The organism is Hydrogenovibrio sp. JE_KL2 (assembly GCF_009296185.1).
In the GTDB taxonomy this organism is placed as follows: domain Bacteria; phylum Pseudomonadota; class Gammaproteobacteria; order Thiomicrospirales; family Thiomicrospiraceae; genus Hydrogenovibrio.
Genome location: NZ_WBJR01000001.1, coordinates 791288 through 806994, shown reverse-complemented (window position 1 = coordinate 806994; position 15707 = coordinate 791288). Strand labels below are relative to the sequence as shown.

General features: G+C 43.8%; 13 protein-coding genes and 1 pseudogene. 12 read left to right on the top strand and 2 right to left on the bottom strand.

The window, feature by feature from the left end:
- The first annotated feature begins 9 nt into the window (after positions 1–9).
- On the top strand, positions 10–1389 hold the full coding sequence (gene ffh, locus F8R13_RS03850; protein WP_152831969.1) for a signal recognition particle protein: 1380 nt from the start codon (positions 10–12) through the stop codon (positions 1387–1389).
- A 329-nt stretch (positions 1390–1718) separates the two neighbouring features.
- On the opposite strand, the gene F8R13_RS03845 is transcribed toward ffh, so the two are convergent.
- Positions 1719–2372, bottom strand: a complete 654-nt coding sequence (locus tag F8R13_RS03845) for an HAD family phosphatase (RefSeq protein WP_152831968.1) — start codon at positions 2370–2372, stop codon at positions 1719–1721.
- 218 nt (positions 2373–2590) lie between these two features.
- Here F8R13_RS03845 and F8R13_RS03840 point away from each other — a divergent pair, with 218 nt between their 5' ends.
- From F8R13_RS03840 to F8R13_RS03800, 10 genes and pseudogenes are all read left to right on the top strand, one after another.
- Complete coding sequence (locus tag F8R13_RS03840; protein ID WP_371414888.1) at positions 2591–3103, top strand: RNA pyrophosphohydrolase; 513 nt, start codon at positions 2591–2593, stop codon at positions 3101–3103.
- Between the two features lie 330 nt (positions 3104–3433).
- The gene (gene aceE / locus F8R13_RS03835; RefSeq protein WP_152831967.1) at positions 3434–6094 is read left to right on the top strand and encodes a pyruvate dehydrogenase (acetyl-transferring), homodimeric type; all 2661 of its coding nucleotides are present in this window, start codon (positions 3434–3436) and stop codon (positions 6092–6094) included.
- Between the two features lie 81 nt (positions 6095–6175).
- Positions 6176–7513: a dihydrolipoyllysine-residue acetyltransferase gene (aceF, locus tag F8R13_RS03830; protein ID WP_152831966.1), complete on the top strand. Its 1338-nt coding sequence runs from the start codon at positions 6176–6178 to the stop codon at positions 7511–7513.
- Positions 7514–7526: 13 nt separating this feature from the next.
- On the top strand, positions 7527–9308 hold the full coding sequence (gene lpdA, locus F8R13_RS03825) for a dihydrolipoyl dehydrogenase (protein WP_152831965.1): 1782 nt from the start codon (positions 7527–7529) through the stop codon (positions 9306–9308).
- A 415-nt stretch (positions 9309–9723) separates the two neighbouring features.
- Complete coding sequence (locus F8R13_RS03820) at positions 9724–10809, top strand: DUF262 domain-containing protein (RefSeq protein WP_152831964.1); 1086 nt, start codon at positions 9724–9726, stop codon at positions 10807–10809.
- Positions 10809–10976, top strand: coding sequence for a hypothetical protein (locus tag F8R13_RS11445; protein ID WP_172967683.1), 168 nt, complete (start codon positions 10809–10811; stop codon positions 10974–10976). Before F8R13_RS03820 ends, F8R13_RS11445 begins: the two co-directional genes overlap by 1 nt.
- Positions 10973–11611, top strand: a complete 639-nt coding sequence (locus F8R13_RS03815; protein ID WP_152831963.1) for a HEPN domain-containing protein — start codon at positions 10973–10975, stop codon at positions 11609–11611. The genes F8R13_RS11445 and F8R13_RS03815 overlap by 4 nt, the downstream gene beginning before the upstream one ends.
- 43 nt (positions 11612–11654) lie before the next feature.
- On the top strand, positions 11655–11864 hold the full coding sequence (locus F8R13_RS03810) for a DUF3820 family protein (protein WP_152831962.1): 210 nt from the start codon (positions 11655–11657) through the stop codon (positions 11862–11864).
- Between the two features lie 63 nt (positions 11865–11927).
- Positions 11928–12334, top strand: a pseudogene (locus F8R13_RS11800) (GFA family protein).
- A gap of 147 nt (positions 12335–12481) precedes the next feature.
- On the top strand, positions 12482–13264 hold the full coding sequence (locus tag F8R13_RS03800) for a glucosaminidase domain-containing protein (protein ID WP_172967682.1): 783 nt from the start codon (positions 12482–12484) through the stop codon (positions 13262–13264).
- A gap of 109 nt (positions 13265–13373) precedes the next feature.
- Here F8R13_RS03800 and F8R13_RS03795 read toward each other — a convergent pair whose 3' ends face one another.
- On the bottom strand, positions 13374–14450 hold the full coding sequence (locus tag F8R13_RS03795) for an alkene reductase (RefSeq protein ID WP_152831960.1): 1077 nt from the start codon (positions 14448–14450) through the stop codon (positions 13374–13376).
- A 335-nt stretch (positions 14451–14785) separates the two neighbouring features.
- On the opposite strand from F8R13_RS03795, the gene F8R13_RS03790 reads away from it, so the two are divergent.
- The gene (locus tag F8R13_RS03790) at positions 14786–15697 is read left to right on the top strand and encodes a sensor domain-containing diguanylate cyclase (RefSeq protein WP_152831959.1); all 912 of its coding nucleotides are present in this window, start codon (positions 14786–14788) and stop codon (positions 15695–15697) included.
- Positions 15698–15707: the final 10 nt, after the last annotated feature.

Here is a 15707-nt window from a genome sequence, read left to right as displayed (position 1 = left end):
GAAGACAGTATGTTTGACAATCTATCAGACCGCTTAGCCCAGACATTTAAGAATATCACCGGTCAAGGAAAGCTAACGGAAGCCAATATCAAGGATGCAATTCGTGATGTGCGAAAAGCGTTGTTAGAGGCTGACGTTGCTTTACCTGTCGTGAAATCTTTTATTGACCAAGTGCAAGCACGTGCCATAGGTCAAGAAGTCAGCAAAAGCCTGAATCCAGGGCAAGCATTTATCAAAATCGTTCGTGACCAATTGACTGAAGTCATGGGGGGCGAAGCCGAACCTTTAAGCTTCAATGTTGAACCGCCAGCGGTCATCATGATGGCGGGTTTGCAAGGTGCGGGTAAAACCACTACCGTTGCTAAACTTGCCAAATGGTTGCAAGAGCGCGAGAAGAAAAAAGTCATGGTGGTGTCTGCCGACGTTTATCGTCCTGCGGCGATCAAACAGTTGGAAACAGTTGCCGATCAGGTGGGTGCGATGTTCTTTCCATCAACAGCGGATCAGGACCCGGTTGATATTGCAAAGAACGCCCATGCCGAAGCACGTAGAAAATTTGCCGATGTATTGATTCTCGATACTGCGGGTCGCCTGCATGTTGACGAAGAAATGATGTCGGAAATCCAGCGCTTGCATAAAGCCATTAAGCCGATTGAAACCCTGTTTGTTGTCGACTCCATGACAGGGCAAGATGCCGCCAACACAGCCAAGGCCTTTAACGACGCCTTGCCGCTGACAGGGGTGGTATTGACCAAAACAGACGGTGACGCGCGTGGTGGTGCGGCCTTGTCGATTCGTGAGATTACCGGTAAGCCAATCAAGTTTGTCGGGATGGGCGAGAAAACCGATGCATTGGAGCCTTTCCATCCTGACCGTATGGCAGGTCGCATCCTTGGCATGGGCGATGTCCTGAGTTTGATTGAAGAAGTCGAAACGAAAATTGACAAGGAAAAAGCTGAGAAGTTTGCCAAGAAGGTTCAAAAAACTGGTCAATTCGATTTGGAAGACTTCTTGCAACAGTTACAACAGATCAACAATATGGGTGGCCTAGGTGGTTTGATGGGCAAGCTGCCCGGAATGGCGCAAGTCAAAGACCAAATCAACCAAGGCGCGATGGAAAAGGACTTTAAGCGTTTAGAGGCGATTATCTACTCCATGACGCCTCAGGAAAGAGCACACCCATTGATTATCAAAGGGTCGCGTAAGAAACGTATCGCTGCGGGTTCTGGAACGACTGTGCAAGACATCAACAAGTTGATGAAGCAGTTTACGCAAATGCAGAAGATGATGAAAAAAGTCTCTAAAGGCGGCATGAAGAACATGATGCGTGGTATGGCAGGTAAGATGCCTGGTATGGGCGGCGGCATGTTGCCACCAGGTATGCGATAACACTTGTTTGTAGAGAGCTTTGCACGAGATGGATGCACGGTCAAAAATGGCTAAAATTTCCCTGAATGTTGTTGAAAAACTCGCCAATAGCTAGCTATTAGCTTCCTTTTCCGCCTAATTCAGAAAAATTTTATCTCATTTTCATCTCGACTTATCCCTTCGGTTGTCGAGTTCTTCGTGTCTCGTGCCCCACTCGTGCAAAGCTCTCAAATAAAAAACCGGAACATGTTCCGGTTTTTTTATGCCTAGCGTTTAACCCAATATTCAACGCAACATGCGTAAAAATCTGCCAGGTTGGGGGGATGTTTGCTTTAGGTTTGCGTTGCGGTTTAACGCAAACTGATGCTTGGCCAACCTTTCTTCTGGGCGTGAGCCAGAAGTTGATCATCGGCATCAACAACCGTTGGAAAAGTGACTTCTTCCAATAATGGAATGTCATTATGGGAGTCTGAATAGAAGTAGCTGTTTTCTAGGGTTTCGCCGGTCTCTGCCAACCACATATTTAGGCGCTCGACCTTACCATGTTGGAAAGTCGGAATACCGTCCACCTCGCCTGTGAAGGTTCCATTTTTCATCTCAGGGTCGGTACCCAAAAGATTCTCGATGCCGTAAAGCTTGGCGATAGGGCGTGTCACAAAACTGTTGGTGGCGGTAATCACCAGTAAAGTATCGCCTTTCTCTCTATGCTGGTTGACTAGAGCTTGTGCCTTGTCCAGATAGATTGGCTGGATAAACTCCGCCATGAATTGTTGATGCCAAGCATTCAGTTCTTCCATCGGGCGGTTAGCGATAGGGGCAAGTGAGAAACGTTGGTAGGCCATGATGTCCAACGACCCCTTTTTGTATTCTTCATAAAACAAATCATTTTGTTGCTCAAAGTTTTCGGCATCAACTAAACCTTGCTTAATCAAAAACTTGCCCCAGAGGTAATCACTGTCACCACTGATGAGGGTATTGTCCAAATCAAAAATTGCTAGAGCCATAGCGAAAAATCATCTTAGTATTAATAGTTGAAATAGCGGCCTATTGTAACGAAAACACAGGGTTATTGCAGATTCTCAATGAAGAATTAGGTGAGTGCAAAAAGAAAGGAGGCTGTTGTAAGGAAGAACCTTACGCATATTTAATGCAAAAATTTGTAACTTGCCGCCTTTTACTGCCATAATATCAGTATTAAATTTAAGTGTTTTCAAGGTAAAAAGTGATTGATGAAGATGGTTATCGGCAGAATGTCGGCATCATTATCGTAAACAAGGAAGGTAAGCTATTCTGGGGAAAACGCGTCAATCAGGATGCGTGGCAATTTCCTCAGGGTGGTGTTTGTGTGCACGAAACGCCGCAACAAGCTGTTTTTCGTGAGCTGAAAGAAGAGGTCGGTCTTGACCCTTCCGATGTACGTATATTGGGGCGAACTAAAGATTGGATTTCTTATGATCTTCCCAAGCATCTCATTCGCCACTACAGTCATCCTGTTTGTATCGGACAAAAACAAATCTGGTTTTTGCTGGGTATGGTCGGTGAAGAGGCGAAGATTAACCTCGATTGTCATGAAACACCCGAGTTCGAAGGGTGGCAGTGGGTTGAGTATTGGCTTCCCGTGCAAAATGTCGTCGATTTCAAACAGGGGGTTTATCACCAGGCCTTGACCGAGCTTGAAGAACACTTGCAAAAATTTTGGTTGAACGAAAAGAATCCTGTGGAATCAGAGAGTTAATCTTTTTCAAAAGATTCTTTTAGCAACGCTAACCCATTCTCTTCATTAAAAACTTTCCCTTCTATCACCGCAGCAACTACTCTAGGGGGCTTTCATCAATAGCGCCCCCATGTAAAAAGTGTTATTATTGCCACCTGTTTTAATAATTAGATAGGAATTCCTGTGTCTTTTTTCAGGGGTTTCGGCGCCTTATGAGTACTAAGTAGCAGAAAAATAAGGTGTTTTTTTGGACGGCTCTGTGTATGAACTACACAGACCGAGTGACCATCTGACTTACCCTGTTGGATGGTGAGCTGGTAAACCAATACCAACCAATGAGGTTAATAAAATATGAGCGAGATGTTCATCGACCAAGATCCACAAGAAACACAAGAGTGGATCGATGCATTAGAAGCAGTTGTTGAGTTTGAAGGTTCAGACAAGGCTCAACACCTTATCGCGAGCTTAATCGAAAAAGCACGCGTCCACGGAATTGATATTCCTTATTCTGCAAACACCCCTTATATCAATACTATCGCCCCTGAAGAGCAAGAAAACTATCCAGGTGACTTAAGTCTTGAAAAACGCATGAGAGCGCTTTTGCGTTGGAATGCGATGGCGATGGTGGCAAGAGCAAACAAATATACCAGTGTGGGTGGACATATCGCTTCCTATGCCTCAAGTTGTACGCTTTATGAAGTGGGGATGAACCACTTCTTCAAAGGTCCAAAGCATGAGTTGGGTGCTGACATGGTCTTTTTCCAAGGTCATACCGCGCCAGGAATGTATTCACGTGCCTTTATGGAAGGCCGCCTAAATGAAGACCAATTACACAAGTTCCGTCAAGAAGTAGACGGTAACGGTCTTTCTTCTTATCCTCATCCGTGGTTGATGTCTGACTTCTGGCAGTTCCCAACCGTATCGATGGGTCTAGGGCCTTTGATGGCTATCTACCAAGCACGTTTCATGAAATACATGCATGCACGTGGTTTGGCTAAAACTGAAGGTCGTAAAGTCTGGGCTTACCTAGGTGATGGTGAGATGGACGAACCAGAATCACGTGGTGCGATTCAGTTGGCTAAACGTGAGAAACTGGACAACCTAATTTTCGTTATCAACTGTAACCTACAACGTCTAGACGGCCCTGTTCGCGGTAATGACAAAATCATCCAAGAGCTAGAAGGTGTCTTCCGTGGTGCAGGTTGGAACGTTATCAAAGTTATCTGGGGCTCAGGTTGGGATCGTCTATTACAAAAAGATACCAGCGGTAAGCTGATCGAGCGTATGGGTGAAGTCGTTGACGGCGAATACCAAGCCTACAAAGCCAAAGATGGTGCTTTCGTTCGTGAACATTTCTTCGGTAAGTACCCAGAGACACGTGCTTTGGTTGAAGACATGACTGATGATGAAATCTTCAAGCTAAGCCGCGGTGGTCACTCGCCTCGTAAGATTTACAACGCTTACAAGCGTGCGACAGAAACCAAAGGTCAACCAACACTTATCCTAGCCAAAACCATCAAAGGTTACGGTATGGGGCAATACGGTGAAGCGGCAAACACAGCTCACCAACAGAAGAAATTGGATATCGACGGTTTGAAATATTTCCGTGACCGTTTCTCTGTACCGATCTCCGACGAAGCATTGGATAAAGACATTCCTTTTTACCGTCCAGAAGAAAACTCAGACATCATGCGCTATATGAAAGAGCGTCGTGAAGCGCTAGGTGGAAGCCTGCCAGCACGTCATGACGACGCTGAGCCTTTACCGGTTCCAGATATGGACGCATTCAAAATGTTGACCGATGGTACGGGTGATCGTGAAATGTCTACTACCATGGCATTCGTTCGTATCATCTCTATCCTGTTGCGTGATAAGGCATTAGGGCCACGCGTTGTACCAATCATTCCTGACGAAGCACGTACTTTCGGTATGGAAGGTTTGTTCCGTCAAGTCGGTATCTACGATCCTGCTGGACAGCTTTATCAGCCAATGGATTCAGACCAATTGATGTGGTACAAAGAGTCCGCTAACGGTCAAGTATTCGAAGAAGGAATCAACGAAGCCGGTTCCATGGCGAACTGGGTTGCTGCGGCAACTGCTTATGCCAACTACGGCGTGAGTATGATTCCTTTCTACATCTACTACTCAATGTTCGGTTTCCAACGTATTGGTGATTTGGCTTGGGCGGCAGGTGACTCCCGTGCAAGAGGTTTCTTGATTGGTGGTACTGCTGGTCGTACAACCCTTGAAGGGGAAGGTCTACAGCACCAAGACGGCCATAACCTGATTCAATTCGACCATGTACCGAACTGTTTAACTTACGATCCGACTTTCGCCTATGAAATGGCAGTCATCATTCGTGACGGTATCCGTCGCATGATGCACAACAAAGAAGACGTTTACTACTACATTACCGGTATGAACGAAAACTACGTTCATCCGGCAATGCCAGAAGGTGCAGAAGAAGGTATCTTGAAAGGGATTTACCCATTCAAGAAATCAACAGCCAAACATAAGTTGAAAGTTCAACTAATGGGGTCTGGTACGATTTTCCGTGAAGTCATCGCCGCAGCAGAGATGCTGGAAGCAGACTGGAAAGTAGCAGCAGACATCTGGGGTGTACCAAGTTTCAACCTACTACGTCGTGACGGTATCGAAACGACTCGTTGGAACACACTACACCCAACCGACAAACCTAAAGTTCCTTATGTCACAGAAGTGCTTAAGGATGCTAAAGGTCCTTTTGTAGTCGCTACCGACTACATTCGTGACTATCCAGAGCGTATCCGCCAATATGTTCCAGGTGACTACTATGTCCTTGGTACAGACGGCTTCGGACGTTCTGACACGCGTGAACAACTGCGTAAGTTCTTTGAAGTAGATCGCCACTACGTTGTGGTAGAAGCTCTAAAAGCTCTTGCCGACGCAGGCAGTATCAAACCTGAAATCGTTGCAGATGCCATTAAGAAATATGGCTTGGATGCAGACAAGGTTTTCCCAACACACGCCTAATGGCGTGAGGGATGCGCTAGGAGTCGTATTCAATCGATACGGCTCCCAATAGTGATAGCATGAATAAAAAGGACACAAAGTATGTCAGTTGAACAAATCAAAATTCCTGATATCGGCGATTTCGATTCGGTCGATGTCATTGAAGTTTTAGTTTCGGAAGGCGATGTCGTTGCGGTTGATGATTCTTTATTAACGCTTGAATCCGATAAAGCCACCATGGAGATTCCATCTCCGTTTTCCGGTAAAGTTACCAAAGTTTCCGTTTCTGTCGGCGATAAGGTTTCTGAAGGCACTTATGTGCTGGATATCGAAGTCAGTGGCGAAGCAGCTGCTTCTGCCCCTGTGGCAGAATCAAAACCTGCTCCGGCAGATAAAACTTCTGAGAAAGCCCCTGAAAAAGCTGCGGAACCTACACCAGCGCCTGCGCCAAAAGCAGAGCCAGCACCTGCGCAACCAAGTCCGGTTGCCATTGCTAATGCCAAACCTGTCAATACGCAAGAAATGGGCGCAGCATACCATGCCTCGCCATCAGTACGTGCGTTTGCCAGAAAACTAGGGGCAGAGCTTTCACAAGTTTCCGGGTCTGGACCAAAAGGTCGCATCATGCAAACGGATGTGGAAGCTTTCATCAAATCCGTCATGCAAGGTTCTGCACCAGCTTCGGCTGGCGCAACGGGTGGTGCGGGTATTCCTCCAGTTTCGTTTATCGACTTCTCGCAATTCGGTGAAACCGAAACAGAAGAGTTGGGTCGCATCAAGAAGATTTCCGGTAAGTTCCTTCACACTAGCTGGTTGAACGTTCCTCACGTTACACAGTTTGACGAGTGTGACATCACCGAGATGGATCAATTCCGTAAAGACATGAAAGCCACAGCCGAGAAGCAAGGCGTCAAACTAACCCCATTGGTTTTCGTGATGAAAGCGGTTGTCAAAGCCTTGCAAGATTACCCATCTTTCAACGCGTCTTTGTCGCCTGACGGTCAATCCATCATCAAGAAAAAATATTACAACATCGGTATTGCGGTTGATACGCCAAACGGTTTGGTGGTCCCTGTCGTGAAAGACGTTGATAAAAAAGGTATTTACGACCTGTCTCGTGACTTGATGGCGCTTTCCGCCAAAGCGCGTGACGGCAAGTTGAGCCCGGCGGATATGTCTGGTGGTTGTTTCACTATTTCAAGTCTTGGCGGTATCGGGGGAACCCAGTTCACACCTATCGTCAATGCACCGGAAGTGGCTATCATGGGCTTGTCAAAAGCTAAGATGCAACCGGTATGGAACGGTAAAGAGTTCGAGCCACGTTTGATGATGCCATTCAGCGTTTCTTACGATCACCGTGCTGTTGACGGTGCCGAAGGCGTACGCTTCACCACAACCGTTAGCCAATACCTATCTGACTTACGTCAGTTGATTATGTAATCGGGAGTAACAGATGAGTAAAGTTGTAGACATCACGATTCCTGATATTGGTGATTTCGCTTCGGTTGATGTTATCGAAGTTTTGGTCGCTGAAGGTGAAGAAGTCGCACAAGATGATTCCTTGATTACCTTGGAATCCGACAAGGCGACGATGGAAATCCCAGCACCTTATGCCGGTAAGATTGTCTCTTTCACTGCAGCGGTAGGGGATAAGGTTTCCGAAGGGTCGATTATCGGTCAAATGGAAATCGCCAGTAGCGATACGGTTGCCGCTAACGTTGAGCAAAGCGTTGCGGCATCTGCTGCACCAGAAAAAGCGCCTGAAACGCCTAAGCAAGAAGCGTCAACTCCGGTTTCTTCCGCTGACCTTCCACCTGCGGATATGCAGTGTGAAGTCTTGGTGTTGGGTTCTGGTCCAGGTGGTTACACTGCTGCATTCCGTGCGGCCGATCTTGGCAAAAAAGTCATCATGATCGAGCGTTATGAAAACATCGGTGGTGTGTGCTTGAACGTAGGGTGTATTCCTTCAAAAGCCTTATTGCACATGTCTGTCGTGTTGAACGAAACACGTGAAATGGGCGCACACGGTATTACTTTTGCCGAGCCTAAAATCGACATCAATAAAATGCGCGAATTCAAAGATGGCGTTATCGGTAAATTGACCGGTGGGCTGTCAGGTCTTGCAAAAGCACGTAAAGTTGAAGTGGTTCATGGCTACGGAAAATTCAGCTCAGCTAATACCGTTACCGTAGAAGCTGCCGATGGCACGACCAAAACCATCGCCTTTGAAAAAGCCATTATCGCTGCCGGTTCTCGCGTGGTGAAACTGCCTTTCATTCCACATGATGATCCTCGTGTTATGGACTCAACTGACGCACTAGAGTTGGAAGAAATACCAAAACGTATGCTCGTTATCGGTGGCGGGATCATCGGTCTAGAGATGGCGCAAGTTTACGATTCTCTTGGTTCAAGCATCACTGTGGTTGAGTTGGGCGACACCATTATTCCAGGTGCGGACAAAGACATCTCTAAACCACTTCTGAACAAGATCAAGAAGAAGTACGAGAACATCTACCTGAAATCAAAAGTCACTAACGTTGAAGCCAAAAAAGAAGGCTTGGTTGTCACTTTTGAAGGGAAAGATTGCCCAGAAACCGATACCTTTGACCGTATCTTGGTTGCTGTAGGTCGTGTGCCTAACGGTAAACTGATTGATGCCGAAAAAGCCGGCGTTGCAGTTAACGACTGGGGCTTCATTGAAGTCGATGAACGTCAAAAAACCAATGTCGATCATATCTACGCGATTGGTGATATCGTTGGTCAACCTATGTTGGCGCACAAAGCCGTACATGAAGGGAAGGTTGCCGCAGAAGTGATCTCGGGTATGCCAAGCGCGTTTACGCCAATGGGTATTCCATCTGTTGCTTACACTGATCCAGAAGTGGCTTGGGCGGGTAAAACCGAGCAACAGCTTAAAGATGAAGGCATTGATTACGAAAAAGGTGCTTTCCCTTGGGCAGCTTCTGGTCGAAGCCTAAGCTTAGGCAGAGATGAAGGCATGACTAAAGCCCTGTTCTGTGCAAAAACACACAGATTGCTAGGTTGTGGTATTGTCGGGCCTAACGCTGGGGAGTTGATAGCAGAAGCTATGCTTGCCATCGAAATGGGCGCAGATATGCAGGATATTGGTCTAACCATTCATCCGCATCCAACGCTAAGCGAAACCATCTGTTTCGCAGCGGAAATGGCGGAGGGGACGATTACTGACCTTATGCCACCGAAGAAAAGAAAATAGTTTAGGGTTACGTCTAAAACTTGCCATTTCTGCGTTATGAAAATGGTCACATACTTCTAGTATGCTCAACATTTTCATGCCTTGAACTGATAAGTTTTATTTCGCAACACTCAAAGTCTCAAAAAGCCCAGATTCTACATTTAGAATCTGGGCTTTTTTTTGAGAAATTTTTCTTTTTAGCACGTAAGTTGGGTCTAAATACTCAACTTCTTTGTTCGAAAAACGCTCACATATTTTATGCCCTTTGGGCGCTTTTAGTATGATCAACATTTCCCGCCACGAATTTGAGCGTTTTATTTCCCGATTTGATTTTTGTATGTAATTAATTTAGTAAAAATAATGTACGTAATAATTTATTTCCTATAAGAATTATTAGTAAGATAACCTGGTGTTGGTGATAGATAGAGATAAAACAATGACTGAATTAAAACAAAACCTAGAGAATATTCAGAGAAAAGCTATAGAGCGAACGGTAAAAACTCAAACCATTGAGTATGACCTTGAAACAATGGTAAAAAAGATTGATAAACATGTGATAAAACTTAATCCAGATTATCAACGCCGCCACAGATGGAGTCCTGAGTTTTCATCTAGACTTATAGAAAGTTTAATCTTAAATATTCCGGTTCCTTTTATTTATATTTCACAGGATGTTGATGTCGATGAGGAAGTAGAAAATGACATATCAAGGTATTCTGTTATTGATGGTCAGCAAAGATTGACCGCAATTTATGAGTTTTTCAAAAATAAGTACGCTTTGGACGGCTTGGACGTTTTGAGGGAGCTTAATGGTTCTTTTTACAAAGATTTGCCCTCTTTTTTAATTAGGAGATTAGAAGAGAGAACAATACGCTGTCTTAGAATAGATTCAACTTTAGATGGCCAGGTTAAATATGATATTTTTGAGCGCTTGAATTCAGGTTCAGTAAAGTTGGAAGCTCAAGAATTGAGAAATGCGGTGTGTCGTGGTCCTTTCAAAGACCTTATTAAAAAGCTTGCCAAATCAGATGATTTTGTAGCCTTAGCGAATTTGGATCCAGAAGGGAAACGAGTAGAAAAAATGGAAGATGAAGAGCTAGTTGTTAGATATTTTGCTCTTTCTTTCGAAAATGGGTACCAATCTTATAAAGGTGGGTTTAAAAAGTTTCTTACGGAAAAAATGGAATATTTTAATACTCTGTCCTTAGCAAAATTAGTTGAAATGGAACAAAACTTTTTGGAGACTTTCGCATATATTTCTAAAAGTTCAATAGAAAATCCATTTTCTAAATATAAAGTTGATGATGATGGTCAACTTGCAAGAATGTCTAAATTTAATGCGGCTGTATATGATTCTATTATTGTTCCTTTGTCTCAATCAGATAAAGAAGGTATATTCGATATTGATGCTTTTAGAGAGTTATTTAAAGACAAAGAATACTTTTCAGCGGTTGAAGGAAGTGTGAATGATGTTTCCAAGCTCAATACTAGAATCAGTAAAGGTCTTGAGGCTATCAGATAATGGATTCGTCTCTTTATGAGTTTTTAGAAAAGTTTTTGGATAATTGGCAAGAAATTGATTTACTAGTTGTAGAGGCTAAAGATAAGCAAGATTCTAACCCAGCTTTATATAAAGCACTTTGTCGCTCCATTACCGTTTTTACAATAGCTCATTTGAAGGCTTTATGAAAGAACTTGCAAAAGCAATCATCAATGATTTGAATGAAAATTATGAATACGTTGATATGCCTGTGGCACTTCAAAGAAGGTATTGCACTAAATTTTTAGGAGAGCAACACGACAATGAAAATGGTAGTTTTGATTATAAAGTTAACCAGTTAGTTGAAAAGTTTTCAGAAATAAACACAAAAATTGAATACCAACCATTTATAAAAAGCAATAACAAAAACCCGAACCCTAATATAGTAGAAACCATATTTTTAAATTTTGGACAAAAGAAAGTTTTTGCATGCCTCAATGAATCACAGTTTGATGGTGCTTTTTCGATGACAAGTAGTGAGTTGAAAGAGTTTATTTCAAATTCAAAAGAACAGATAAAAGAACACATCAAAACATTTCCATATTCTTCACAGCGTTCTGACTTTTCGTTATCAATTTCAGATAAGCAGGTTCAAAGAACTTTGTGGCAAGAGTTTTTAGATGAATCAAATAAAAAACGTCATGAAGTTGCACATGGTAATGATTTTGATAATTTCGACTCTATTTCCGTTTTGGAAAGTCGAAAAGATAAAATATTGCTGCTGCAGTTAGCATTAGTAGAATTAATGGCCTGTCATCTTTCAGAAAAGCTGAGTTCTATTTGAAATCAATGGGGTCAGACTCGATTGTTTTTTTGTACTTTAACTTATGAACCCAGAGAACTTAAAAAAACTCGTTACAGTCACGATGCCTTATGGAAAATACAAGGGGCGGATTATTGCTGATTTGCCGGGGAATTACCTTAATTGGTTTGCGCGTAAGGGCTTTCCATCTGGTAATTTAGGGGAGTTATTGGCGCTGATGCAGGAGTTGGATCACAATGGTTTAAAGTCGCTTCTTGATCCCTTAAGAAAATAAGCTTTTTACCCTGAACCTTATACAAATACAGAAAAACTATTCAATCAAACTTTGGTGATACACATGAGTACAAAACATCATGGTTCTTGCCTGTGTGGCAAAGTACATTTTGAAATTGAGGGAAGTTTTGAGAGCTTCTATCTGTGCCATTGTGAGTATTGCCAAAAAGATACAGGTTCAGCCCATGCGGCAAATCTATTTTCCACCAACGCCAGCTTAAGTTGATCTCTGGCGAAGAGTTGGTGACGACTTTTAACTTACTATCCACACAACATATCAAGAGCTTTTGTTCTAATTGCGGATCTGCGTTGCCAAATATGCAGATGAGCGGGAAACTATTGGTCGTTCCGGCGGGAAGCCTTGATACTCATCTATCTATAAAACCAAATGCGCACATTTTCACTGCGAGTAAAGCAACGTGGGATAGTGAATTGGAAAAAGTTGTCATGTTTGAGGGCGCGCCAGCTTAAAGCTTAGGTATTCAACAAAATCTACCAGGTTGGGGGGGAGGTTATTGAAAATAAGCTAACCCGATTGGAATTCGATAAAATAATGCGATGAAATTTTTTATCTTATTCCTGTCTATTGTTAGTGCTGTTCTCACCGAGAGATTATTTATGGGAGCGCAGGCGAACACAGAGATTCATAACAAAGCTTCCCATGCTGCTTCTAACACGGCTTCTAATACTTCTCAGTACTCATTGCGCAAATACCCTCATGTTGAACAGTTTTACGGTTTAACCGCTAAAGAGGCGGTAAAAATTGGCATGAAAGAAAACATTCCGCCAGCGGCTATCTTGGCGATTGCCGGTTGGGAGTCAGGTTTTGGGCAGGGCTATGTTTCTCAGATTACCGGTAATATCATGAGTTTGGGCGCACGTAAGGGCGAGCCCGAGTTGCCACCATTAACCTTGCCGAGAAATCTTGCGACCAACAAGCTCATGATTGATTTCAAAAAGGCAAAACAGCTACCGAAAAGCCAGGTGGTATGGCAAAAAAGACCACCGAGTTTGAAAAAGGATTATCGTCCTAAGCCTTATGCCGGCACAAAAAATAATCTGCTTTATTTTCGCAATCACCCTCAAGCTTTAAAGCAAGCCTATGCGCATGTTATGCAGGATTTTTCCGGTAGTTGGATTAGCGAGAAGTCTAAAGTACCTGTGTTTTTTAAGGCTTCAAAAGAGATGGATAAATTGGTGTCGAAGAAGGGCAAAAACATCTTGTTGAACTGTAAGGTCGCAAAAGCGTTTTTGAAAAGCATTGGCGGTAAACCAAGAAGTTTTAATACGAGACCAGCATGGATTAAGCATGTATCCAAGGTGATGGACAATGCGGGATTGTGTGACTTGACTAAGGAAATCAATCAAGGAAAAGCTTTTAATCGTGCTTGGCGACAATAATTGTCAGGGATGATGGTTGGACATTAGCGAGTAAAATCTACCAGGTTGGGGGCAGGTTTCAAAGTATTGAAACCTGCCTTTTTTACCTGATTGTTATTTAACCTTTCATTTAAGCTTTCATGAAAGGATAGTCGGTATAGCCTTTTGCATCTGAAGTGTAGAAGGTGTCTTGATCCGGCGCATTCAGCTCGGCACCCGCTTTTACACGTGCTGGCAGGTCTGGGTTGGCAAGGAACCCGGTACCAAAGGCTACGGAATCTGCCAAGTTGTTGGCAATCACTTCTGCGGCTTCATCAGCGGTATAACCCATATTCACCATCAAATGTCCTTTGAAATGCTCACGAGCAATAGGAATGACATCCGCCTGTTGCAAGCCAAAGAAATCTGCTCTCATCACATGCAGGTACGCCAGATTGAATCGGTTGACCTGTTCTGCCAGGTAACTGATCCAATAGGTTGGGTGGTTGTCTTTCATGCTATTGAAACTATTCAATGGCGAGAGGCGTAAGCCGACACTGCCACTGCCGATTTCATCGGTGACGGCTTCGAGAATTTCCATCAAAAAACGCGCACGGTTTTCCAGTGAACCACCGTATTCGTCAGTACGTTCATTGGCGCTGTCTCTCAGGAATTGGTCAATAAGGTAGCCGTTGGCACCATGCACCTCCACGCCATCGAATCCTGCCGCCATGGCATTTGCCGCCGCCTTGCGAAAATCCAACACAATATCGGCAATTTCTTCTTTGGTGAGTGCATGAGGTACGGTGTAAGGTTGCTTGCCTTCTGGTGTTTGGGTTTCACCATCAATCGCTATGGCGCTGGCACTAACGGCTTCTTTGCCATCATTTAGCAATGGGTGCGCGGCACGTCCGGCATGCCAGATTTGTAGGAAAATTTTTCCGCCGGCTTTGTGGACGGATTCGGTGGTTTTTTTCCAGCCTTCGATTTGCTCCAACGAATAAATGCCCGGGTCGTTACCAAAGGCAGAAGTGTGTGGGGTGACCATGGTGCATTCGGTGATGATTAAGCCAGCGCTGGCGCGTTGTGTGTAGTATTCCGCCATCAGGTCGTTGGGAATATGGTTGATGGCTCTACAGCGGGTAAGCGGTGCCATAACAAAGCGGTTGGCTAGTGTTAGATCACCAAGCTTTACCGGGTGAAACAGGGGCGTTGTATCTGTCGGCATTGCATGTCTCCTTCTTCATGAATGGACGTTGTTGCGAATCCATACAACAAAATCAGTAAATTGATTTGTTGAGTAACGTTCAAAGTATAACGCGCGATTGCTTCTTGAGGGTTGCGTTTATGATTGAATGAGTATGAAAGTCACTGTCGCGATTAAATTATCATGTTGTCGCGAAAGAAAAAACGATTGTAAAAATTACGAATTCTATTTATATTGAAAATCATAGTTGAGAGTGTGCTTTTTAATTTGCATCACATTAAATTGGTACAAAAAAGTTCACCTGTATTTCCGAGAGATATTTGGTATCCATTCATTGAGTGGCAAGGGATTGAAAAATGGCAGTAAGCATGCCTAATGCAGACACAATGATGAGCTTAGTAGAGTTTTTACCGGGTGTATTGTTCGAGTATGTGCTTCATGCAGATGGTTCTAGAAAGCTGACTTACATTAGCCCTAAAAGTCACGATGTTTTGGGTTATTCCCAAGAAGACTTACTTGAAGACATGGATACGTTTTGGCGTTTAATTGATCCTGACGGTTTGGATGAGAGCACTTCTGCTTTTGACTCCAAGTTAGTGCACCCATCGAAAGGAGAGGTGTGGATTCGAGTTTCTGCTCAGCCAACAGACAGAAAACAAGGGGATGCCGTTATCTGGAACGGTTATATTCAGGATGTGACTGACAGCAAAACGCAACAAGCTGAGTTGGAGCGCCTGAATAACAAGTTTGAAAGAATATCCACTTACGATGGACTGACGGGTGTGCTCAATAGACGCGCCTTTGATGAAGTGGTGGAAAAAGAGTGGAAGCGTGCGCTAAGGGATGACACCGAGCTTTCGCTAATCATTGTCGATATAGATCATTTTAGAAATTACAACATGGCTTATGGTCACTTGGCAGGGGATGATTGTTTGAGGCTGGTTGCCAGCACTTTGTCCAAAGTGGTTAAACGAGCGTCTGATATTGTCGCGCGTTACGGTGGAGAGGAGTTCGCCATTTTGCTCCCCAATACGGGGTTGGCGGATGCCATTAAATTATCTGAGCGTTGTAGAGTGACTGTTCTCGATTTAAAAACGCCGCATGAAAGTTCAGCGGTGCATTCGATACTGACAGTTAGTTTAGGGGTGAGCACGATTTCACCAGAATTTGATTTTAATATGTATACATTTATAGAAGCTGCCGATACTTGCTTATATGAAGCCAAGTCAAATGGCCGTAACCAGGTGGTTTCGATTAACAAATTGTAACTTTTGGTAT

Excerpts from the sequence above, each read along its gene's own strand:
- ffh (WP_152831969.1), top strand. The coding sequence starts at position 10 with ATGTTTGACAATCTATCAGACCGCTTAGCCCAGACATTTAAGAATATC.
- F8R13_RS03845 (WP_152831968.1), bottom strand. The coding sequence starts at position 2,372 with ATGGCTCTAGCAATTTTTGATTTGGACAATACCCTCATCAGTGGTGAC.
- aceE (WP_152831967.1), top strand. The coding sequence starts at position 3,434 with ATGAGCGAGATGTTCATCGACCAAGATCCACAAGAAACACAAGAGTGG.
- aceF (WP_152831966.1), top strand. The coding sequence starts at position 6,176 with ATGTCAGTTGAACAAATCAAAATTCCTGATATCGGCGATTTCGATTCG.
- lpdA (WP_152831965.1), top strand. The coding sequence starts at position 7,527 with ATGAGTAAAGTTGTAGACATCACGATTCCTGATATTGGTGATTTCGCT.
- F8R13_RS03820 (WP_152831964.1), top strand. The coding sequence starts at position 9,724 with ATGACTGAATTAAAACAAAACCTAGAGAATATTCAGAGAAAAGCTATA.
- F8R13_RS11445 (WP_172967683.1), top strand. The coding sequence starts at position 10,809 with ATGGATTCGTCTCTTTATGAGTTTTTAGAAAAGTTTTTGGATAATTGG.
- F8R13_RS03815 (WP_152831963.1), top strand. The coding sequence starts at position 10,973 with ATGAAAGAACTTGCAAAAGCAATCATCAATGATTTGAATGAAAATTAT.
- F8R13_RS03810 (WP_152831962.1), top strand. The coding sequence starts at position 11,655 with ATGAACCCAGAGAACTTAAAAAAACTCGTTACAGTCACGATGCCTTAT.
- F8R13_RS03800 (WP_172967682.1), top strand. The coding sequence starts at position 12,482 with ATGGGAGCGCAGGCGAACACAGAGATTCATAACAAAGCTTCCCATGCT.
- F8R13_RS03795 (WP_152831960.1), bottom strand. The coding sequence starts at position 14,450 with ATGCCGACAGATACAACGCCCCTGTTTCACCCGGTAAAGCTTGGTGAT.
- F8R13_RS03790 (WP_152831959.1), top strand. The coding sequence starts at position 14,786 with ATGGCAGTAAGCATGCCTAATGCAGACACAATGATGAGCTTAGTAGAG.